The organism is Sphingomonas daechungensis (assembly GCF_014489495.1).
In the GTDB taxonomy this organism is placed as follows: domain Bacteria; phylum Pseudomonadota; class Alphaproteobacteria; order Sphingomonadales; family Sphingomonadaceae; genus Sphingomicrobium; species Sphingomicrobium daechungense.
Window position 1 is genome coordinate 2,346,614 of the sequence record NZ_CP060780.1, and the last position, 21,202, is coordinate 2,367,815.

At 62.9% G+C, this 21,202-nt stretch carries 24 protein-coding genes and 1 pseudogene; 7 read left to right on the plus strand and 18 right to left on the minus strand.

Annotation, left to right across the window (positions count from 1 at the left end; genetic code table 11):
- Positions 1-107: 107 nt before the first annotated feature.
- Positions 108-719 (minus strand): helix-turn-helix domain-containing protein, encoded by a 612-nt coding sequence (locus H9L15_RS12685; RefSeq protein ID WP_187714321.1) that lies wholly within the window; start codon positions 717-719, stop codon positions 108-110.
- 248 nt (positions 720-967) lie between these two features.
- Between H9L15_RS12685 and H9L15_RS12690 the strand changes: the two genes are divergently transcribed.
- Positions 968-1,420 carry a hypothetical protein gene (locus H9L15_RS12690; RefSeq protein WP_187714322.1) on the plus strand — a complete coding sequence of 151 codons (453 nt, stop codon included), beginning with the start codon at positions 968-970 and terminating at the stop codon, positions 1,418-1,420.
- 43 nt (positions 1,421-1,463) lie between these two features.
- Here the strand turns inward: H9L15_RS12690 and H9L15_RS12695 are convergent, their stop codons facing one another.
- From H9L15_RS12695 to moaA, 12 genes and pseudogenes are all read right to left on the minus strand, one after another.
- On the minus strand, positions 1,464-1,952 hold the full coding sequence (locus tag H9L15_RS12695; RefSeq protein ID WP_187714323.1) for a hypothetical protein: 489 nt from the start codon (positions 1,950-1,952) through the stop codon (positions 1,464-1,466).
- Positions 1,952-2,617: a peptidylprolyl isomerase gene (locus H9L15_RS12700; protein ID WP_187714324.1), complete on the minus strand. Its 666-nt coding sequence runs from the start codon at positions 2,615-2,617 to the stop codon at positions 1,952-1,954. Before H9L15_RS12700 ends, H9L15_RS12695 begins: the two co-directional genes overlap by 1 nt.
- Before the next feature lie 238 nt (positions 2,618-2,855).
- A complete protein-coding gene (gene narI, locus H9L15_RS12705; protein WP_187714325.1) occupies positions 2,856-3,650 on the minus strand; it encodes a respiratory nitrate reductase subunit gamma in 795 nt (264 codons plus the stop codon).
- A complete protein-coding gene (narJ, locus tag H9L15_RS12710) occupies positions 3,647-4,345 on the minus strand; it encodes a nitrate reductase molybdenum cofactor assembly chaperone (protein ID WP_187714326.1) in 699 nt (232 codons plus the stop codon). The genes narI and narJ overlap by 4 nt, the downstream gene beginning before the upstream one ends.
- Positions 4,342-5,832 carry a nitrate reductase subunit beta gene (gene narH, locus H9L15_RS12715; protein WP_317617524.1) on the minus strand — a complete coding sequence of 497 codons (1,491 nt, stop codon included), beginning with the start codon at positions 5,830-5,832 and terminating at the stop codon, positions 4,342-4,344. The genes narJ and narH overlap by 4 nt, the downstream gene beginning before the upstream one ends.
- 40 nt (positions 5,833-5,872) lie before the next feature.
- Complete coding sequence (locus tag H9L15_RS19845) at positions 5,873-7,129, minus strand: molybdopterin dinucleotide binding domain-containing protein (RefSeq protein WP_317617525.1); 1,257 nt, start codon at positions 7,127-7,129, stop codon at positions 5,873-5,875.
- Complete coding sequence (locus H9L15_RS19850; RefSeq protein ID WP_317617526.1) at positions 7,129-8,025, minus strand: molybdopterin-dependent oxidoreductase; 897 nt, start codon at positions 8,023-8,025, stop codon at positions 7,129-7,131. The genes H9L15_RS19845 and H9L15_RS19850 overlap by 1 nt, the downstream gene beginning before the upstream one ends.
- Before the next feature lie 14 nt (positions 8,026-8,039).
- A complete protein-coding gene (locus H9L15_RS19855; protein ID WP_317617527.1) occupies positions 8,040-8,654 on the minus strand; it encodes a hypothetical protein in 615 nt (204 codons plus the stop codon).
- Positions 8,651-9,670, minus strand: coding sequence for a molybdopterin-dependent oxidoreductase (locus H9L15_RS19860; RefSeq protein WP_317617528.1), 1,020 nt, complete (start codon positions 9,668-9,670; stop codon positions 8,651-8,653). The genes H9L15_RS19855 and H9L15_RS19860 overlap by 4 nt, the downstream gene beginning before the upstream one ends.
- Before the next feature lie 12 nt (positions 9,671-9,682).
- The gene (locus H9L15_RS12725) at positions 9,683-11,566 is read right to left on the minus strand and encodes a NarK family nitrate/nitrite MFS transporter (protein ID WP_317617529.1); all 1,884 of its coding nucleotides are present in this window, start codon (positions 11,564-11,566) and stop codon (positions 9,683-9,685) included.
- Between the two features lie 98 nt (positions 11,567-11,664).
- A pseudogene (locus H9L15_RS12730) lies at positions 11,665-12,491 on the minus strand (MFS transporter); the annotation flags it as partial.
- A 12-nt stretch (positions 12,492-12,503) separates the two neighbouring features.
- A complete protein-coding gene (gene moaA / locus H9L15_RS12735) occupies positions 12,504-13,514 on the minus strand; it encodes a GTP 3',8-cyclase MoaA (RefSeq protein WP_223276247.1) in 1,011 nt (336 codons plus the stop codon).
- A 111-nt stretch (positions 13,515-13,625) separates the two neighbouring features.
- Here moaA and H9L15_RS17945 point away from each other — a divergent pair, with 111 nt between their 5' ends.
- The 5 genes from H9L15_RS17945 (at position 13,626) to H9L15_RS12750 (ending at position 16,448) form a co-directional block, all read left to right on the plus strand.
- On the plus strand, positions 13,626-13,973 hold the full coding sequence (locus H9L15_RS17945; RefSeq protein WP_223276731.1) for an oxygen-independent coproporphyrinogen III oxidase: 348 nt from the start codon (positions 13,626-13,628) through the stop codon (positions 13,971-13,973).
- Entirely contained in the window at positions 13,973-14,980 is a 1,008-nt protein-coding gene (locus tag H9L15_RS12740; protein WP_262984804.1) for a radical SAM protein, read from the plus strand. The genes H9L15_RS17945 and H9L15_RS12740 overlap by 1 nt, the downstream gene beginning before the upstream one ends.
- A 75-nt stretch (positions 14,981-15,055) precedes the next feature.
- Positions 15,056-15,670, plus strand: coding sequence for a DUF6448 family protein (locus H9L15_RS12745; RefSeq protein WP_223276248.1), 615 nt, complete (start codon positions 15,056-15,058; stop codon positions 15,668-15,670).
- Entirely contained in the window at positions 15,667-15,993 is a 327-nt protein-coding gene (locus tag H9L15_RS19045; protein WP_262984805.1) for a cytochrome b/b6 domain-containing protein, read from the plus strand. Before H9L15_RS12745 ends, H9L15_RS19045 begins: the two co-directional genes overlap by 4 nt.
- Positions 15,909-16,448 carry a cytochrome b/b6 domain-containing protein gene (locus H9L15_RS12750; RefSeq protein ID WP_262984806.1) on the plus strand — a complete coding sequence of 180 codons (540 nt, stop codon included), beginning with the start codon at positions 15,909-15,911 and terminating at the stop codon, positions 16,446-16,448. The genes H9L15_RS19045 and H9L15_RS12750 overlap by 85 nt, the downstream gene beginning before the upstream one ends.
- Before the next feature lie 29 nt (positions 16,449-16,477).
- On the opposite strand, the gene H9L15_RS12755 is transcribed toward H9L15_RS12750, so the two are convergent.
- The 4 genes from H9L15_RS12755 to H9L15_RS19060 all read right to left on the minus strand — a co-directional run bounded on the left by H9L15_RS12755 (position 16,478) and on the right by H9L15_RS19060 (position 19,988).
- Entirely contained in the window at positions 16,478-17,992 is a 1,515-nt protein-coding gene (locus H9L15_RS12755; protein ID WP_262984807.1) for a TSCPD domain-containing protein, read from the minus strand.
- Positions 17,956-18,684: a ribonucleotide reductase N-terminal alpha domain-containing protein gene (locus tag H9L15_RS19050; RefSeq protein WP_262984808.1), complete on the minus strand. Its 729-nt coding sequence runs from the start codon at positions 18,682-18,684 to the stop codon at positions 17,956-17,958. The genes H9L15_RS12755 and H9L15_RS19050 overlap by 37 nt, the downstream gene beginning before the upstream one ends.
- Before the next feature lie 81 nt (positions 18,685-18,765).
- On the minus strand, positions 18,766-19,413 hold the full coding sequence (locus H9L15_RS19055) for an NnrS family protein (protein WP_262984809.1): 648 nt from the start codon (positions 19,411-19,413) through the stop codon (positions 18,766-18,768).
- 38 nt (positions 19,414-19,451) lie between these two features.
- Positions 19,452-19,988: an NnrS family protein gene (locus tag H9L15_RS19060; protein ID WP_262984810.1), complete on the minus strand. Its 537-nt coding sequence runs from the start codon at positions 19,986-19,988 to the stop codon at positions 19,452-19,454.
- A gap of 282 nt (positions 19,989-20,270) precedes the next feature.
- Here H9L15_RS19060 and H9L15_RS12765 point away from each other — a divergent pair, with 282 nt between their 5' ends.
- Complete coding sequence (locus tag H9L15_RS12765; protein ID WP_187714330.1) at positions 20,271-20,573, plus strand: hypothetical protein; 303 nt, start codon at positions 20,271-20,273, stop codon at positions 20,571-20,573.
- Positions 20,574-20,760: 187 nt separating this feature from the next.
- Here the strand turns inward: H9L15_RS12765 and H9L15_RS12770 are convergent, their stop codons facing one another.
- Complete coding sequence (locus tag H9L15_RS12770) at positions 20,761-21,108, minus strand: YybH family protein (protein WP_262984811.1); 348 nt, start codon at positions 21,106-21,108, stop codon at positions 20,761-20,763.
- Positions 21,109-21,202: the final 94 nt, after the last annotated feature.

A 21,202-nucleotide genomic window follows, 5' to 3' on the forward strand; every position in this document is an offset into this window, starting at 1 on the left:
GAGCCTGTCGGACGTGTACCGGGCAAGGGCGGCTACTGGGAGGACAGCACGGATTACCAGTGGTAAGCCGGCATCTGACGATCTAGCGGACGAAAGACCTCCCCGGCCTAGGCCAATCCGACACTCTCACCCTGCGCCATTGAGCGCAGACCGTCACGGTCGAGGACTTCGACGCGATCCTGAGCCTGAAGGCGGATGAGGCCGCGGCTTCGGAGGTGCGCGAGCATCCGGCTCACGGTTTCCTTGGTGAGCCCAAGATAATCGGCGATGTCGATCCGGCTCATGGGCAGGTCGAAGGTCCTCTCGGGAAGGCCGCTCGCGCGTTCCGCACGCTCGAGGAGCGAGAGGAAGAAGCTCGCCAGACGCTCTGCCGCGGCCTTGCGGCCAAGCAGCACCATCTGCCGCTGCGCCTCCGCCAGCTCGTGCGCGGCCAAGCGGTAGAGCTCCCGCTCGACTTGGGGATGCTCAGCGATAAAGCGATCAAAAGCGTCTCGCGAAAACCACCACAATTCCGTCTCTTCGAGAGCTTCGACCGTAAACGCATATTCCTGGTCGACGCTGACGCCGAGGAAGTCGCCCGGGAACATGAAGCCGGTGATCTGCCGCCGCCCATCGGCCAGGAGCGTATAGAGTTTGAGTGCTCCGTGAGTGACCATGAACACGCGCTTTGCCGGATCGCCCTCGTGAAAGACCGACTGCTCCGGCCGGAGACGTTGCATCGTGCCGAGCCCCCGCATTCCGGCAAGCGTGGGAGCATCGAGGCCGCGGCAGATCGTGATTGGCCGGACGGGACAGTCCGCACACGGATGCCCTTCTGGCAGTGATGTCAGATTACCAGTCGGCACGTAAGGCAAGTTGCTCGTCCTGCTCGGTCACAGCCCGAAATAGCGAATGATCTGGCTCAACATTCAAATAGCTGATCCGGCCTAGCGTTCAATCGTTCCGAATGACTGCGCCAAGAGGATGAATGCCGGATTTGACCGTTGAAGCTGTTGGACTGGACCGGCTGGCCGAGATTTATCCGCTCATCCGCTCGGCAACGCGCGTCAGCCTTGAACGATGGCAGGTATTCGGCAGGGAACTCCTCGCGGGAGACGGCGGCGTGCTTGCCGTAACGGCGCCCGACAACTGCGTTCACGGTGTGGCGGCCTATCGGCCCGTCGGGAACCTACGTCACCAAAAGACCTTGGACGTGGAGGTGATCGTGGCATTCGAACTGCGCGGCGACGACCGCGTCAGGGAGATGCTCTGCCGGGAACTTGAGCGGATCGCAGTCGATCTCAACTGCAGCGCGGTGAACTTGACCGTCAGTGCGCGTACCGCCGAACCGTCGTCACGGGCCCGCGAGGGGCTGGAGCGGCTCGGACTGAAACTCGATACCGCCTGCTTTGTCCGCGAGTTGCCCGGACAGTCGCGCTAGAGCAGAAAATAGACGGCCAGCGCGACGCCGACGACCGTGACGATCAGCCAGACGATCGGCCATCCTTCACCTTCATTTTCCGTTGCCGACGTCGTGTCGATTGGAGCGGGTGACGACTCCGTCGTAGGGTAGATCGTCTCGGTCCCGCTCTTGAGGCGGGGTTGAGCGGAGTGTCTCTAGGCTCGTCTCTAGATTGCTCGTTCATTCTCATCCCTTCCTGGATGGAAACGTGGGGAGCGTGCTCGCTGCATCCGCGCACCGTCAAGCGCCAGTGGACCATCGCGAGCAGACATGCCGTCCCTGGATCATCCGTGCTCTTGAGGCTGGACGTCAGAGTCGCCCAGTCCTCTTCCGAAGCGAAACGGTTGAAGTCGGACATGGCCATGCGGACGTAGCCAGTCGGAGTCATGCCCTGCTGGACGGCGGCGCGCTTCACTTCGCCCGCAAGTTGCGGATCCGAGCGTTCGAGCCATGCCTGGAAGCTGCCGGACGAGTTCCGCGCTTCCGCCAGCATGTCCCCAAGCAGCGGCATCAGCTGGTACCCTCGATGCGGATGCCTTCGATGTGGTTGCGAGCAGCCAGATCCGCGACGTACCGGGCCGCACCGATCGACCAACTCCGTGCTTCCAGCATGTCGGCGATACGCTCGCGTACCATGTCGAACGTCATCGTCCGGCCCTCGTTACGGCGGTGCAGTCTCAGGATGTGCCAGCCGAAGCGCGACCTGACCGGCTCCCTGGAGGTCCCGCAGTCAGGAAGTGCCTCCAGCGCTGAATGAATTTCCGGAACGAGCTCGCCGCGTCGGATTTGACCCAGGGACCCGTCCTGCTGCGCCGATGCGCAGCCTGAATGCGCTCGGGCCGCCGCTGCGAACTTCGAAGCATCATCGCCGATCTCGCCGATGATCTTCCGCGCCCTCTCAAACGCCAGAGTCCACGCGTCTTCATCCACGCCGTCAGGCTCGATCAGAATGTGCGCTGCTTCGAAGAGCGTCGGCGTACGAAACCGATCGAGGTTCGCATCGTAATAACGGCGGCACTCAGATTCGCCCGGCTCGACTGGAAGGACCTGCTCTTCGAGAAGGCCGTGGATGAGAGCATCCTCCTCGACCTCGGTGCGGCCAGCCTCGTCCCCTGCCTGGCTAACCGAAATACCCGCCCGACGTGCCTCCTGAAGCAGCAGTTCTCGAACCGCCAAAGCGCGCGCGGCTTCGACCCACGCCGTTTCGGCGTCCGGCGCGGGTGGTGCTGGATTTCCTGAGCGATCGCTTCCGGCGTAATCTCGACGCCGTTGACGCGGACCTCGCCGAACGTTGGCGGAGGCGGGATCAGAGGCTCGGGACCGCCGCCGCACCCGCCCGTCTCGCACGAACTCATCATCTTCGGCGCCGGCCGTTGCGCCGGATCGCCGAGATTGATCACGTCGAGGCGCCGGCTCATGCGCCCTCCTGCCCGCTTTCCGCCATCTGGCGAAGCACGGTCGGTCCCCCGTAGCTGGGAGCGCCGCCGGCCGGTCCGCGGGTCGGGGAAGCCGCCGCGCCCTTCGCACGCCTCGTCCGCACGATCTGGAAGCCGGGCCGAAGCAGGTACCAGACGGGCGCGCTCCAGATATGGACCAAGCGAGTGAAGGGCGTGATCAGGAACAGAGTCAGGCCAAGGATGATGTGCAGCTTGTAGACGAGCGCGACCTCCTTGATCAGATCGGGCGCTCCCGGATTGAGGGTGAGGATGCCGTTCGCCCAGCGCATGAATTTCACCATCTCGCTCCCGTCGAGGTGCTTCAAAGTCCACCAGGTGGTGAGCAGCCCGAGCGTGAGCTGCGACCAGAGCAGCACCAGGACGAGGATGTCGCCGACTGACGAGCTCTTCCGGATCCGTGGGTCGAACAGCCTTCGATGCAATAGCAGGGTGCATCCGACATACGCGCACAAACCCGCGATCCCGCCGACGACCAATGCCGTGGTCTGCTTGAACGAGTGGCTGACCCCAAGCGCGTCGAAGACGTTGATCGGCGTCAGAAGGCCGATGAAATGGCCGACCAGCAGAACCAGGATGCCCATATGGAAGAGGTTCGAGCCGAGGACCATCTGACGGCGTCGCAGGAACTGGCTCGATTGCGAGCGCCAGCTGTACTGGTTGGAATCGAAACGCAGGATGCTCCCGACGACGAGGACCGTCACCGCGAGATAGGGATACCAGCCAAACGCGAGCTGGTTGATGAAATCCATCATCGTGCAACCTCCTGGTTCACCGGGCGGTTCGAGGCCCTGATCTTGGCGACGACGCCGGTCGGTCCACCCATTTCATGCGCTCCGCCGAGGTTGAAAGAGACGGGCGCCTCTTCCCACTCGGCATCGATATCGGCGGCATCTTCCGCCGGTGTGTTCTCGTCGACCAGTGCGCGAGCATCGGCGTCCACTCGCACTTTCGACAAAGCGATCAGCGCGTGGAAGATCGCTCCGTAAGGCGCTTCCCGCTTGTCGAGACGTTCCGCGAGTGCAGCGAAGACGTGCACGGGCTGAACAAGCATCTCGCGCGCATCCCGTGCCGACAGGCACGACGCATATTCGAGGAACACCGGCACGAAGTCCGGAAGCTCGCTGGCCTCAAGGAAAAAGCCGCTTTCCATATATTGCTGGCCGAGGTCGATCATCGCCTGGCCGCGCTCACGGCTGTCGCCGTGGACGTGCTCGAACAGGTGCAGCGACAATGAGCGCGAGCGGTCGAACAACTCGCTGTAGGCGGATTGCAGGTCTAGAAGCTCCGTCGTTTCGAGCCGCCCCAGAAGCGATTCCAACCTTGCCAGTTCAACAGTGGGCAGTACCCCCTCCGATCGAAGCAGGTGGCGAATCTCGCCGGCATTTTCCTTCAGCTCCGCCGAAGGATAGCCAAGCAAAGCGGCGAGCGATCTCAGGGTCAGCTTCATGAAGAAATGTCCATTCGAGGTTCGCGCTTGGCTCTTGCCTTGTCGGCACCGCCGCCGAACAGGTTGACCTTGGTCCTGCCCTGTGTCCCTTCTCGGAAGCCGAAGCCGGAAGATCCACGCAGCACATAGGCGTCCTCGTCCAGCTCGCGCCGGGCGGTCGGGATCACGTACCGATCTTCATAGGCCGCCAGCGCCATGATCCGGTACATCTCCTCGATCCGGTTGCGCGTCAGGCCCACACGCCCGGGGATGCTCTCGTCGATGCGGCCCTCCACGCTCTTCGCACGCATGTAGGCGCGCATCGCGAGCATCCGCTCAAGCGCGGCTGCAATCGGCTCCTCGTCGCCGGCGGTCAGCAGGTTGGCGAGGTAGCGCAGCGGAATGCGCAATGACCGCACGTCGGGCATTCCGTCCTGCACCGACATCTTGCCGGCCTCGGCCGCCGACTGGATCGGCGACAGCGGCGGGACGTACCAGACCATCGGTAAAGTCCGGTATTCCGGGTGCAGCGGGAAGGCGATCTTCCACTCGACGGCCATTTTGTAGACGGGCGAGCGCATTGCCGCTTCGAGCCATTGGTCGGTAATGCCTTCGGCGCGTGCGGCTTCCTGCACCGCGACGTCGTTAGGATCGAGGAATACGTCCAACTGAGCCGGGTACAGGTCCTTCGGATCCTCGACCGAAGCCGCGGCCTCGATCCTGTCGGCATCGTAGAGGACCACTCCAAGGTATCGGATTCTGCCGACGCAGGTTTCCGAGCATACCGTTGGCTGGCCCGTCTCGATGCGCGGGTAGCAGAAGATACACTTCTCCGACTTTCCGCTCGACCAGTTGTAATAGATCTTTTTGTAGGGGCAGCCCGACACGCACATCCGCCAGCCGCGGCACTTCTCCTGGTCGATGAGGACGATGCCGTCTTCCGCCCTCTTGTAGATCGCGCCTGACGGGCAGGACGCGAGGCATGCCGGGTTCAGGCAGTGCTCGCACAACCTCGGCAGGTACATCATGAACGTCTTTTCGAACTGGCCGTAGATTTCCTTCTCGACGCCTTCGAAATTGTAGTCGCAGCTCCTTTTCTCGAACTCGCCGCCGAGCATGTCTTCCCAGTTACCGCTCCACTCGATCTTGTTGAGCTTTTCGCCGGTGACCAGCGATCGTGGCCTCGCTGTAGGCTGCGCCTGAAGCTCCGGCGCATTCTGCAGCCATTCGTATTCGAACGTGTACGGCTCGTAGAAATCGTCAATCTCGGGCAGGTGCGGATTGGCGAAGATCTTCGACAGGATGCGCCATTTCGCGCCCTGCCGCGGAACGATCTTGCCGTTCTTCTTGCGGACCCAGCCGCCCTTCCAGCGCTCCTGGTTCTCCCAGTCCTTGGGTAGCCGATGCCGGGCTTCGTCTCGACGTTGTTGAACCAGACGTATTCGACGCCTTCTCGGTTGGTCCAGACGTTCTTGCAGGTGATCGAGCAGGTGTGACAGCCGATGCACTTGTCGAGGTTCAGGACCATGGCGATCTGTGCGCGGACCTTCATCGCGCCACCTCCTTTCGGGAGGCTTGATCGCTTCTGACGCCGGTTCCCCAGTCCGCGGTCCCGCCCTCGACGTTCATCGCGTCGTCGGCCGCCTTGTCGAACCAGTTCACCTGGCTCATCTTCCTGACGATCACGAACTCGTCGCGGTTGGCGCCGACGGTCCCGTAATAGTTGAAGCCGTAGGCAAGCTGGACGTAGCCGCCGATCATGTGCGTCGGCTTCATGTTGATGCGCGTGACGCTGTTGTGGATGCCGCCGCGCTGACCGGTGATTTCAGATCCGACCGTGTTCGTCAGCTTTTCCTGGGCGTGATACATGATCGCCGAACCGGGCATGATGCGCTGCGACACGATCGCCCGGGCGGTCAGCGCGCCGTTGACGTTGAACACCTCGATCCAGTCATTGTCGACGATCCCCGCCGACTTCGCATCATCCTCGCTGATCCAGACGGTCGGCCCGCCCCGGTTCAGGCTGAGCATGATGAGGTTCTCGGTATAGGTCGAATGGATGCCCCACTTCTGGTGCGGCGTGAGGATGTTGAGCAGGATCTCCGTGTTTCCGTTCGGCAACTTGCCGAGAACCTGCCGAACCGTCTTCGTGTCGATCGGCGGCCGCCAGGTGACGAAGCCTTCGCCGAACGCGCGCATCCAGTGATGATCCTGGTAGAGTTGCTGCCGACCGGTGAGCGTGCGCCATGGGATCAGCTCGTGCACGTTGGTGTAACCGGCGTTGTAACAGACGTGCTCGCTCTCGAGCCCCGACCAGATCGGCGACGAGATGATCTTGCGCGGTTGGGCAGCGACGTCGCGGAAACGGATCTTTTCCTCTTCCTTGCCCTCGGCAAGATGGGAGTGGTCGCGACCGGTGACCTTGGCCAGCGCTTCCCAGGCCTTCACTGCAACCTCGCCGTTCGTTTCCGGCGCCAGCATCAGGATCGTCTCGCAGGCGTCGATATCGGAATCGATCTTCGGCCGCCCCTCGGTCGTTCCCTCGAGAACGCGGCCGTTGAGATCGCCAAGAAGTTCGACCTCATGCTTCGTGTCCCAGTTGAGGCCCTTGGCGCCGTTGCCGAGCTTTTCGAGCAGCGGCCCCATCGAGGTGAAGCGCGCGAACGTCTCCGGATAATTCCGCTCGACCAGAGCCACGTTCGGCATGGTCTTGCCGGGACTCGGTTCGCATTCCCCTTTCAGCCAGTCCTTGGGCTCATAAGGTTGCGCGAGCTCTCCCGGAGTGTCGTGCTGAATCGGGGTCATCACGAGGTCGTGCTCAACCCGAGAACCTCGGGAGCGACGTCGGAGAACTTCTTCGCGATCTCGCGGAAGATGTTCCAGTCGCTCTTGGTCTCCCAAGCCGGGTCCACCGCCGCTGAAAGCGGGTGGATGAACGGGTGCATGTCCGACGTGTTGAGGTCGTGCTTTTCGTACCATGTGGCAGTCGGAAGCACGACATCGGAGTATATGCTGGTGGTCGACATCCGGAAGTCGATGTTGACCATGAGGTCGAGCTTTCCGACCGGCGCGTCTTCGCGCCAGACGACGTCTTTAGGCCGCTCAAGACCTGCCGCTTCCTCGTCAGTGCCGATGACACCATGCATCGATCCGACGAGATGCTTGAGGAAATATTCATGGCCCTTGCCGCTCGCTCCGAGAACGTTCGATCGCCAGAAGAACATGTTGCGCGGCCAGTTGACGGGATTGTCGGGATCGAGGCTGGCGGGCTTCAATTCGCCTGACTTGAATGCACCGGCAATCGCCTGAGCCGGATCGGCGCCTGACTCTTTCAGCCTGTTGCCCCATTCGATCGGGTTGGCGTCGAACTGGGGCGCCGACGGGAGCCAGCCCATTCGCTCGGCTTTCGCGTTGTAATCGAGCAGGCTGCCGGACCAGTCGCCTTCCGGCGCAAGCGGCGACAGAATCTCCGACATTTTCAGGGACTCATACCGCCACTGATCGGTGTGCGCGTAGAAGAAGCTGGTGCCGTTCATCTGCCTCGGCGGCCGGGTCCAGTCGAGGCCGAACGCCAGCGGCAGCCAGCCGGTCTGCGGACGAAGTTTTTCCTGTCCGACATAGTGCGACCAGCCGCCGCCGGACTGGCCGATGCATCCGCACATCACGAGCAGCGAGATGATCCCGCGATAGCTCATGTCCATGTGGTACCAGTGGTTCAGGCCGGCCCGAGGATCACCATGGAGCGGCCCTTGGTGATCTCGGCATTGGACGCGAACTCGCGCGCGACCTGGATGATCGCTTGTCGAGGCACTCCGGTGACCTTCTCGGCCCATGCCGGCGAGAATGGAACGTCGTCGTCGAAACTCTTGGCGACATTGTCTCCGCCGAACCCTCGATCGACGCCGTAGTTGGCGCAGAACAGGTCGAAGACGGTCGCGACGTAACCCTTGCTGCCGTCGGCGAACTTCAGTTCCTTGACGGGCACGTTGCGCATCAGCACGTCATCATGCTCGGTTGCGACGAAGTCGTGCGGAGCGTCGGCGCCGAAATAGGGGAAAGCCACCGGTTCGATTGAGTCATGGTCTTCCGCGAGCGTCACCCGCAGCCTGACGCCCTTGCCTCCCTCGTCTATCTCCTCGAGGTTCCACTTGCCCGGGTCGCCCCACCGATGACCTGCGGCCCCTGCCGGTACGACCAGCTTGCCGGTCAGCTCGTCATAGGCGACGCATTTCCAGTCCGGGTTGTTGGTTTTCGCGATCTTGCCGCCAAAATCGGCTGCCCGGACGAAACGGTCCGCAACGAGCCTGCCCTCCCGTTCGACCAGCTTCACGAGCAGCGGAAAGTCTGAGTATTTCCGAGTGTACCCTCGAAATATTCCACCTGCCGGTCGATGTGGAACTCGCGCAGGACGACATGGCCCAAGGCGAGCGCCAGCGCCGCGTCGGTGCCCTGCTTCGGATGGAGCCACATGTCGGAGAATTTCGCGGCCTCGTTGTAGTCCGGAGCGATGACGACACTCTTGGCGCCGCGGTATCGCACCTCCGAATAGAAATGCGCGTCGGGCGCGCGCGTCATCGGGATGTTCGAGCCCCACACGAGCAGGAAGCCGGCATTGTACCAGTCGGCGCTTTCCGGAACGTCGGTCTGCTCGCCCCAGGTTTGCGGGCTCGACGGCGGCAGATCGCAATACCAATCGTAGAAGCTCAGGAGGTTGCCGCCGATGAGGGACAGGTACCTGCTGCCCGCCGCGTAGGAGATCATCGACATCGCCGGGATCGGCGAAAAGCCCGCCACCCGGTCCGGACCATATTCCTTGATCGTATAAGCATTGGCGGCCGCGATCAGCTCGGTCACCTCGTCCCAGCCGACCCGTACGAACCCGCCGCGTCCGCGCTTCGACACCCAGTCGCGGCGCTTCTCCGTATCCTGGACGATCGACTTCCACGCGGCGACCGGAGTCATCGTCTTGCGCGCCTCCCGCCAGTGGCGAACCAGCCTCGCGCGGACGAGCGGATATTTGATGCGCGTGCCTGAGTAGAGATACCAGCTGTAGCTAGCCCCACGCGGGCAACCCCGAGGCTCGTGGTTCGGCAGGTCGGGCCGGGTCCGCGGATAATCGGTCTGCTGGGTCTCCCAGGTAACGATGCCGCCCTTGACGTAGATCTTCCACGAGCAGGAACCGGTGCAGTTCACGCCATGCGTCGAGCGCACGATCTTGTCCGCCGCCCAGCGCTTCCGATACGCATCTTCCCAATCGCGCGCCTCGTCCGTCGTGATCCCGTGACCATCGGAGAATTTCTCCTGTGTCCGGCGGAAGTAGGTCAGGCGGTCGAGAAAATGACTCATGCGACAGTCCTCTTAGGCGGGCACGGTGGAAGTGGTGCGAAGTCTCGGCCTGCGCTCCAGGTCATGAAGCACGCCTCGCGGCCCGCTGTAGGCGAACCAGGTCAGCGCTGCGCAGCTGAGGTAGAAGAACAGGAAGCCCCACAGCGCAGCATCGGCAGTGCCCGTCAGCTGGATCGAAGAGCCGTAGGCTTTCGGAATATAGAAAGCGCCGTACGCGGCGATTGCGGAAGTAAAGCCGATCACCGCCGCGGACTCCCGTTCGGCCTGAGAGCGCCGCTGCGGCTCCGGAACGTTCGGCTCGGTCCGGTCGACCTCGCGCCTCATGATGCCCGGCACCATCTGGAAGGTCGACGCATTGCCGACACCGCTCGCAACGAACAGCAGCAGGACCATCACGAAGAAGCCGCTGAAGCTACGGGCGTCCAGCGACCAGATCATTCCGACGGTCGCTGCAATCTGCACGACGAACACCCAGAAGCTCACGCGTGCGCCGCCATAGCGGTCGGAAACCCAGCCCGTCGCAGCACGCGAAACCGCGCCCAGCAGCGGTCCGATGAACGCATATTTGAGCGCATTCACTTCCGGGAAGACGAGCTTGGCGAGCAGCGGGAAGCCCGCCGACATTCCGATGAAGGTTCCGAAGGTGCCGGTGTACAGCCAGCACATCAGCCAAGTGTGCAGCCGGCCAAAGATCGCGGCCTGGTCGGCGAACGAGGACTTCGCGCTAAGGATGTCGTTCATTCCGAACCACGCGGCGATCGAGCCGAGGATGATCAGCGGCACCCAGACAAATCCCGCATTCTGCATCCAAAGTTGGGCGCCATCAGAAGCGGTCTGCGCCTGTCCGCCGAGTGCCCCGAACAGGCTCATCGTGACGACGACCGGAACGAGGAACTGCATCACGCTCACGCCGAGGTTGCCGAGACCGGCGTTGAGGGCGAGCGCATTCCCCTTCTCCGCCTTGGGGAAGAAAAAGCTGATGTTTGCCATCGAGGAAGCGAAATTGCCGCCGCCAAGCCCGCACAGAAGCGCGAGCACAAGGAAGATGAGATAGGGCGTGTCAGGGGACTGCACCGCATAGCCGATCCCGAATGCGGGAATCAGAAGCGAGCCTGTCGAGAGCGTAGTCCATAGCCTCCCGCCGAAGACCGGCACGAGGAAGGCGTAGAAGATGCGCAGCGTCGCGCCCGACAAACCCGGCAGCGCGGCCAGCCAGAACAATTGGTCGGTCGAGAAGTCGAAGCCGATTGCCGGAAGACGCGCGACGACAACGCTCCAGACCATCCAGACGGCGAAGGAGAGCATCAGGCAATAGGTTGAAATCCACAGGTTTCGCCGCGCGACCGCACGGCCGCCCTTTTTCCAGAATTCCTCGTCCTCGGGACGCCAGTCGGCGATTGGCCCTGCACGACGCGGCGGCACGGTGATCCCGGGCTCTCCAAAGCCTTGCATTTCCGGAAGCTCAGGCACTTGGCCGGGCTCGCCGCGGCGAAGCGCCGCGCGCTCCATCTGGCGAATTGCGAAATGCATCCATGTCAGCGCCACCGAGGCCAGGACGAACAGAAGCACGAAGCAGCTGGTCCACACGCCAGTCAGGTCGAGCAGTGAGCCGAACGCAAGCGGAAGCACGAAGCCGCCGAGGCCGCCGATCATTCCAACGAGGCCGCCGACCGCCCCGACGTGGTTCGGGTAGTAGACGGGAATGTGCTTGAAGACCGCCGCCTTGCCGAGGCTCATGAAGAAGCCGAGCACGAAGATGGTCACGAGGAACGGGACCAGCCCCATCTCGGTGCGGAACGTGATTGGTCCGCGTACACCTTCGATGATGTAGGTGGTCGGCGGATAGGATAGCATGAAGGTGGTGAGCACCGAGATGCCGAAGGTGACGTAGAGCACCGACCGCGCACCGTAGCGGTCGGACAGCTTGCCCCGTAAATCCGGAACAGGCTTGCCGGAACCGAGTAGAACGCCGCGAGCATGCCGGCGGTCTTTACGTCCAAGTGGTAGACGCCCATCAGGTAACGCGGCAGCCACAAGGCCAGGGCCACGAAAGCTCCAAAGACGAAGAAATAGTAGAGGGCGAAGCGCCAAACCTGCACGTTCTTGAGGGCCGCGAGCTGGCTTGCCATGCTTGCAGCCTTGCGGTGCGACTTGGCCCGCTCGAGCTGTTCCGGGTCCTCCTTCGTGAACATCAGGAAAAGGACCGCCGTCACGGCGAGACCCCCTGCCCATACCTGAGCGACAGCCTGCCAGCCCATGGCGACCATCACGAACGGAGCAAGGAACTTCGTGACGGCCGCGCCGACGTTGCCGGCGCCGAAGATTCCGAGCGCGAGGCCCTGCCGTTCCTTGGGATAGAATTTCGAGACGTACGTCACGCCGACGGAGAAGGCACCGCCCGCGATGCCGACGCCGAGCGCCGCCACCAGCAGCTGGGGATAGGTGTGGGCGTAGGACGTCAGGAACGTCGCTATGGCCCGAGCACCATGACCGCGGCGAAGACCCGACGGCCGCCGAACTGGTCCGCCCAGACACCAAGAAAGACGCGGGTGAGGGAGCCGGTGAGGATCGGGGTTCCGACGAGCAGGCCGAATTCCGTCTCGGTGAGCCCGAGCTGGTCCTTCACGCCAAGGCCGATGATCGAGAAGATCGTCCAGACGGCGAAGCACACGGTGAAGGCAATGGTGCTGGACCAAAGCGCCTGTTTGGCGCCCTTGGCAGGCTGCTCGCTCGTCCTAACCATTCCAGTTCCCCCGCAATCGGCGAATCGTTGTGCGGTGCCTCTCGCAGCAAGCGTGGGGAAGGGATTGATCAGAATCATTTGGCGCGCGGCTCAGCCTCCCGTCACGCTCATGTGCCGCTCCACGGCGGGTGCGCCGCCGATGCGGAACTCGTGGCGTCTCGGCTTGCCGGCCAGAAGCCGATCGAGAAGTTCGTCGACCGCGCCCGCGCGTCCCGAACGCAGCGCATCGCGAAGTTCGACTTTCTGGTCGTGGCCGAGGCAACCATAGACGGTCCCCGTCGCCGCGATCCGGATGCGGTTGCAGCCATCGCAGAAATTATTCGTGAGCGGCGTGATGAAACCGACGCGAGAGCGAAGTTCCAGCACGTCATGGTACCGCGACGGCCCGCCCGTTCGCATTGTGCTCGGCACGAGCGTGAAGCGTTCCTCAAGGCGGCGCTTCACTGTGTCCAGCGGCAAGTAATGCGCCGTTCGGTCCTCCTCGACCTCACCCAAGGGCATCGTCTCGATAAGAGTGAGGTCGATCGACATCGCCGCACACCAACGCAGCATGCCCTCGATCTCGTCCTCGTTGATTCCGGCGAGCGCGACCATGTTGATCTTGACGGACAGCCCCGAGGTCAGCGCCGCATCGATACCGCGAAGAACCTGCGCAAGATCGCCGCCGCGCGTGATGTGGCCGAACCGCTCCGGCCGCCGGCTGTCGAGACTGATGTTGATCCGTCTGACGCCTGCGTCATGAAGCTCGCCGGCGAACCGCTCGAGCCGCGTACCGTTCGTCGTCATGACAAGCTCGTCCAGTCCGGCGCCGATCCTTTGGCCAAGCCCCCGTACGACCTCCATGACTCCCTTGCGAACCAGCGGCTCGCCGCCGGTAAGGCGGATCTTCCGGATTCCCCGGGCGATCAGGATGTCCGAAAGCTCGACCATCTCCTCGAGGGTCAGGATCTCGCGCTTGGGCAGGAACTGCATGCGTTCGGCCATGCAATAGCGACAGCGCAGGTCGCAGCGATCGGTGACGGAGAGCCGCACGTAGGTGATCCGTCGACCGAAGCTGTCGACGAGACCATCCGGTTTGTGAGGCGATGCAACCTCGCTCACGGACCTCCCTTCACCGCGCGTCTTCATGCGGCGCTGGCTAGTCCCTCGGTTAGGCCGCCTCGATGATCTGGATCAAGTGGCTGTGTTGGCGATGTCGATAACGCGCTCCAAATGACCGATACGCTGTCGCCAGAGCTCCTCGCGCGGTACGCCGATGCCAGACTTCCCCGCTACACGAGCTATCCCACGGCGCCCCATTTCTCGCCGGACGTCGGCGAAGCACAGTATCGATTCTGGCTCGCGAGTTTGCCTGCGACAGACGCATCTCTGTACCTTCACATCCCCTTCTGCCGCGCCATGTGCTGGTACTGCGGCTGCCACACGACCGTGGCCGCGCGGGAGGCGCCGGTGCTTCGGTACCTGGAGTGCCTGCGCCAGGAGATCGACCTCGTCGCTCGCTACGCTGGCAGTCTGTTGTCCGTCCGCCATGTTCATTTTGGGGCGGCACCCCGACCCTGATGCCTCCGGAACAGATGCAGTTGACGATGGATCGGCTGAAGACGCATTTCCGCATTGCCGACCAAGCTGAGATCGCCATTGAAATCGACCCGCGCACATTCACTCCGGAAATGGCGACCACCCTTGGCCGGTCCGGCTTCAATCGCGCGAGCATCGGCGTCCAGACATTCGATCTGGGGGTGCAGCAGGCGATCAATCGCGTCCAGAGTTTCGAAGCAACCGAAGCTTCAGTGAGATTGCTTCGCTCGAATGGCGTACGCGCGATCAATTTCGACTTGATCTACGGGCTGCCTGGGCAGACCGTCCAATCGTGCCTCCAGACGGTTGAGCAAGCCCTGGTCCCTCGGCCCGACCGCCTGGCCGTTTTCGGCTATGCGCACGTGCCGTCGTTCAAACCGCATCAGCGCAAGATCGACGGAGCGGCCCTGCCTGATTCGGAGATGCGCTTTGCCCAGTCCCGGGCCATTGCCGAGGCGCTCGTCGGCGCGGGATATGTGGAGATCGGTCTCGATCATTTCGCGCTACCGGACGACCCGCTTGCCAAGGCCTCAGCCAACGGGCGGCTTCATCGCAACTTCCAAGGATACACGACCGACGAGGCCGAGGTGTTGATCGGACTCGGCGCTTCCTCGATCGGCCGCATGCCGCAGGGCTTCGTCCAGAACGAAGTCCGCCTTCCCGAATATGAGCGGCTCGTCCGGCAGTGCCGGCTCCCAGTCGCTCGCGGCTACCGCTTCGCTGGTGAAGATCAGCTGCGCGCCGCGATCATAGAGCGACTCATGTGCGACCAGCACGTGGACCTCGGCGCCGTCTGTCAGGGGTTCGGCGCCGATCCGGCGAAGCTGCTTGCAGCCACGCCGCTGGAATCAATGATCGCCGACGGCCTCGTCGAGCGCGAAGGCGCGCGTCTTTCGGTGACACGCCATGCCCGACCGCTGGTGCGCTCGATCGCCGCAGCGTTCGACGCACATTTGTCAGAAAATGACCGCCACAGCCGGGCAATCTAACTCACCCGTCTTAGGGAAATTCCGTAATCCCCGACAATGCGGCTATTGATATTCGCCAGACCTAGGGGGCACTCGATGCGGTTACTGACAGTTGGCTCGCTCGCGGTCGCAATCCTGTTCTTGTTTCCGCTGCCCGCATCGGCCCATTGCGACGGTCTCGATGGACCGGTTGTCGCTGCGGCGCGCAAGGCGCTTCAATCTGGCGATCCGAATTCCGTCCTGATCTGGGTCCAAGCGAAGGACGAGGCGGAAGTGCGCCGTGCCTTCGCTGAGGCTGTAGCCGTCCGCAAGATCAATGCTGAAGCTCGCGAGCTGGCCGACCGCTACTTCTTCGAGACACTTGTCCGCATGCATCGCGCGGGAGAGGGTGCTCCGTACACGGGCCTCAAGCCCGCCGGCCGGGACCTCGGCCCGGCGATCCCGCTAGCAGACAAGGCAGTCGCGAGCGGCGCGGACGCGGAGTTGGCCACGTTCGCCGCGAAGGAGGTCGAGCAAGGCATCCACGAGAAGTTCGCTGATCTTCAGCGGAAGCGGAACTTTCGCCGGGATGATCTCGCCGCCGGACGCGAATATGTGGCGAGCTACGTCGCATTTGTTCACTATGTCGAAGGACTACACCAGGCGGTGGGCGCCAACGCAGCCGGTCATTATGCCGAAGGCCAGCGGGAACCCGTAGAGCACCACGAATGAGCATTAGCGGTGACCCGCCGGCCGTGGCAGCGCGTGTGCCGACGGAGAAAGAGAGACGAGAAGCCGTCCCCACACGCCAGTGGATCAGGGTGTGGGACCTGCCGCTCCGCGTCTTTCACTGGGCATTAGTGCTCACCATCGCGGTCGCCTTCCTCTCCTCCGAGGAGGACAGCGCATTGAACGACTGGCACGTGCTGTCGGGCTGGGTTGCCGCAGTCCTACTGGCATTTCGGCTGGTATGGGGTTTCATCGGGGAGAGCACAGCCGCTTTTCGGACTTTATTCGACCCTCCCGCATTGCCGGTCACATCGCGGGTCTCGTGAATGGTCGTAGAGGATCCGACCTTGGCCATAATCCGCTCGGGGCCGTTGCGGTGGTGCTCCTGCTTGCACTCACTGGAGTCACTGTCTGGACGGGCGCATTCGGTGGCGAAGCGTCGGAAGACTTGCATGAACTGGTCGCCTGGACTCTGCTCGCGGTGATCGGCCTTCATATCGCCGCAGTCGTCGTCATGTCCTTGATCGAGAAAGAGAATCTCCCGCGAGCAATGATAAGCGGCGACAAGCCGGCGACGCGTCACCCCGGTGCCGTTGACGCAAGGCGTCCATCCATCCCCGCCTTGCTTGCCGCAACGATCGTAATTGTCGGGACGATTCTCGCGATCCTCCAGTATGATCCTCAGGCATTCATGCCCCGAAGTGCCGAAGCTTTCGAGCATCGCACTGAAACCGGCGCCGAACCTTCGCAAGCGGTCGAGGAAGAGCGGGAAGAGGACTAAGGGCGCTTACCAAGCCGCGAGGATCCCGCTTAACCGCATTTCGAATAGCCGCAGTCGAGGCAATTGTTGCAGCCTTCGACTTTCACGAGGGCCGATGCGCCGCACTGCGGGCATTGCGGCATTGCCTTGGTTGCGGCCATCGCGAACGCGTTGGGAGGTGCCACTTCCGGCAGCAGTCCGCCCAAGTGCCGCTCGACGATGTCGCCGATCGCGGCGAGCAGCGAGGGCACGTATCGGCCCTGCATCCAGGCACCGCCACGCGGATCGAAGACGGCCTTGAGCTCCTCGGCGACGAAGGCGACGTCCGAGCTGCGCCGGAAGACCGCCGAGATCATCCGCGTCAGGCCCAGTGTCCACGCATAATGCTCCATGTTCTTGGAGTTGATGAACATCTCGAACGGCCGCCGTTGGCCGTCCTGGTCGACGTCGTTGATCGTAACGTAAACTGCATGCGCGCTTTCGGGCCATTTGAGCTTGTACGTGGTGCCGTAAAGCTGATCAGCGCGCGGCGCCAAAGGCTCCTCGCTCTTCAGTTCTGTCGACGCCATGCCCGTTACGCTCAGCACCGAGCCGGTAACGGCGTTCGGCCGGTACGTCGTGAGCCCCTTGCACCCCAGATGATAGCCCTCGACGTAAATGTCGGCGAACTCCTCGAAGCTGATATCCTCCGGGCAGTTCACGGTCTTCGAAATCGAGCTGTCGATGAGCGCCTGCGCCGCGGCCTGCATCGTCAGATGATCGGCAGGCGAGAGAGTCTGAGCGCTGACGAACAGATCGTCGGGCGGAGGGATGTCACCTTTGACCTGCCGCCAAACGCGCATGGCATAATCCTCGACTTTTTCTTCTCGCTTCGTACCGTCGGGCTGAAGTATTTTTCGAGTGTAGGAATAGGCAAAAACCGGCTCGATTCCGGAAGAGACATTACCCGCTAGCAACGATGTCGTTCCGGTGGGGGCAATCGACGTGAGGCAACCGTTGCGAAGTCCGTTCTCAGCGATGAGCGCGCGCGTGCCCTCATCCAGATCGGCGAGGTTCGACCGCTCGAGCATGCTCGGATCGTAGAGAGGGAAGGCACCCTTCTCGCCCGCCAGGCGCGCGGACGCGCGATAGGCTTCGCGCTTCATAATGCCGAGCCAGCGACGCGTGAGGTCCACCGCTTCGCTGCTTCCGTAAGCCGCGTCGCAAAAGAGCAAAGCATCGGCGAGGCCCGTGATTCCAAGGCCAATGCGCCGTTTGGCCTTCGCTTCGGCCTCCTGCTCCGGCAGCGGGTATCGCGAGATGTCGATGACGTTGTCGAGCATGCGAACAGCCGTGTGCGTGAGTTCGGCGAGCTTCGTTTCGTCGAGCCTCCCGCCCTCGAACGGGCTCTGGACGAGCCGAGCGAGGTTGATCGATCCCAGTAGGCACGCGCCATATGGCGGCAACATCTGCTCGCCACAGGGGTTGCTGGCGCTGATCGTCTCGCAATGCGCAAGATTGTTCGCCGCATTCACCCGGTCGACGAAGATCACCCCCGGCTCTGCTGCGTCGTAGCTCGCGCGCATGAGCCTCTCCCAAAGCTCACGCGCGCGAACCGTCCGCGCCGTCTCCCCCTGGAAGACAAGGGCCAGTCCCCATCGCTTCCGAGCGCAGACATGAATCTGTCGGTGACCAGGACCGACAGGTTGAAATTGCGGAATCGGGCCGGGTCCCGCTTGGCGTCGATGAACGCTTCGATGTCGGGGTGATCGATGCGCAGACAGCCCATCATGGCCCCGCGGCGCTGGCCGGCGGAGTGGACGGTCCGGCACATGGAGTCCCAGCAATCCATGAACGTCAGCGGTCCGGAGGCATCGGCGCCGACCCCGTGCACGGGACTTCCCGCGGGGCGGATCGTCGAAAAGTCCATTCCGACTCCGCCACCTTGCTGCATCGTCAGCGCCGCCTGCTTCAGATGCTCGAAAATGCCGTCGAGGCTGTCGGGGATCGTCCCCATGACGAAGCAGTTGAACAGGGTAACGCTTCGGTCCGTGCCCGCGCCAGCGAGGACCCGTCCCGCCGGAATGAAACGCATGTCCGCGATGGCGTCGCCGAAGCGTGTTTCCCATCGGTCGCGCAGTTCGGGAACTTCGGCCCCCGCGACGGCACGCGCGACTCTCTCGGCGGTTTCCTCGAAGCTGCCGTCACCCGCCCCCTCGCTGGTTTTGAAGCGATACTTGGCAGTCCAGATCTCTTCCGCGAGCGCGACATCGAACACGATTATTCCCCCTCCACATGGCTTGGAGGGGAGCTTGGCAGCCATGAGACGACGCGCTTTGATCTAGCGCAATCGTGCGTCTCAGAGCTTGCCGTCGATCCGAGGTTTCGACAGGATCGGGCCGTAGGCGACGAGGAAGAGCAGGAAGGCACCCATCCAGGCTGCGCCCGCCACTTCTATGCCCATGCGATAGTCGAGAAGGCCGAGCGGTGCTGTGACCCGCAGCAGCGCGCCGGCTGTGACCAATACGTAGGCGGCTTGCGTGAGCAGGCTCGCCCGAAGTTCACGGCCTGTATGACCCAGTGTGGCGCGGCTCATGACTGCCAGGATCATTGTCGCCATCGCGCCGGCGGTCAGGGCATGGACGGCCGTGGATCGAGGGATCGGCGCGCCGAAATCGACCGCGGCCAGGAGGGCGAGGCCGATCGGTACCCAAAGGTACCCGACGTGAAGGATGAGCACGAGCGGATCGGCGAAAGTCTTCCACCCTTTCCAGCGCGCAAGCCGTGCGGCCTGACCTGCCGCCGCGACGGCAAACAATGTGCCGGTGAGCCATCCCGGCGGTGCCGTGATCCACGCCAGGAAGGCGAAGGCCGTGAGGCCGATAATGGCCATGTCGAAGGGCGCCGGCTGTCCCGGCAATCCCTCCCGCAGGCCCTGTTTGCTGAGCCAGTTCCGCGTGAACGACGGAATGATTCGACCGCCGATGAGCGAAATGAGGATGATCACCAACGCGACTGCGCATTTCCAAGCATGGTCGGCATCGATCAGCCCCGCCGCCCCCCATGATCGGCGGCGTCGACAAGCCCGAAAAGGAAGATCAGCCCGACGACCGGCAGATTGCGGTTCTTCGACTCGAGCACTTCGCGCGCAGCAACCGCTGTCAGCACCATAAAGAAACCGACATCGATCGCCGCTGCGACGACAGCTCCGATCGCGGCGGAGAAAAGGACGGCCAGGCGCCCCGCGACCCAAAGTCCGAACAATGCCGCCAGCGGCGGACCTGCAATTGGCAGGCGCCCGGTCCAATTGGGCACTGCAGTCAGCAGGAAGCCGCCGACGACTGCCCCGACGAAACCGAAGAGCATCTCGTGGCGGTGCCATGCGAGCGGATCGAACGCGGTTGGCAGTTGAACAGCGCCCGCGAGCGCCAGAAGCCACAGCGTCAGGGCAACGACCGCCCAGAGCGACCCTCCGAAAAAGAAGGGCCTGAAGCCGCCCCGCAGGAAAGGCGGCGCGGCGGCCATTCGCGCATAGCGAAGCGCCAACATCTGCTCACCGCGAGTCTGCACCGAATCCTCCATCCTCGCCGCTCCTGCCGGGTAGCGGCACGCTGCCTGAAAACTGCGTCAAAATCCGATCGACGACGTAAGCTTGGTGAATACCCGACCGTCGCGATTGGATTTGACCTAAATCAAAAAGCGTCTTTGCGAGCGCAGTTAAGCCGACTTCAGACAAGGAGTCGGACATATGACACGCCAGATCGACCATGCGAAACTGCTTGCCCGCGAAGAAGTCGTTTCTCCCCAACTCCCCGTGCTTGCGTCGACCAAGGGTTCGAGCTCCCGCCGGCGATATTCCGCGCGATGGCCGCACTGTTTTTCGGCTTCCTGGCAGTCCTCACTGTCGGTCTCGCGGAGCCGCACCTCATCGTCCCAATGGGCGTCAACTTCGCATTCCTCACCACATTCTTCGCGGTGCCCGCGCTATTTGCCGGGCAAGCCGGTGGCGCTTCCCGCTCGCGCCCCCTGTCCGAATTCATGCGGAAGGGGATCGAAACAGCAACCGGTCACAGCTCGGGCGGCGAGGCGATGGTACTGGTGCTCATCCTACCGGCGCTGATCTTCTGTTGGGCGGTTGCGATCGTAACGATCGTCGCTTTGGTGTAACCGGAGTCCGGCCGCCGCTCTATGATGCTGACGCCGGCGAGGCGGCCGCCACGGGGCGGGGTCTAATTGATCCTTGCACTCTAGATTTGGGCGAGACGACAATAGGGTTTAGCGGAACGAATATTTCCCAGTGATCTGAGTGCCCATCATATTCATGTCCGGTGCGCCATTCCGTTCAATGCGTTCGTCAGTCGGCGGATGACCAGTGGATGTGGACGATCTTCCATGCTCCGCCGCTGCGGCGAAGCACCATGGTTTCGGTCGTGACGACATCGATTGGCTTGCCCTTGTAGGTGCCGGTCGTACGGCCTTCGCTGGCGATCCAGGCGAGATCGCCGGCCAGTTCACCGGTCCGGCGCGTTACTTCGCTCAAGACGGCCTGGCTGAACGCGGAGTCGGCGCTGAGATGGTGCGACGCATATTCCGCTTTGCCGCGCTCGACGCCGCCGGCTTCGAAGATGACGGCATTATCGGCGAGGAAGCCGAGTGCACTGTCGGTGTCGCCACGCGTGAGAGCAGCGTGGAAACCATCCACGACTGCCGCGGCAGGTTGCACCGTCCGATCAAGAGCCGCATCCACTGATGCGGGCTTGTGCTGCTCAGGATGAGCCGCGGCTGCGCTAGCCAAC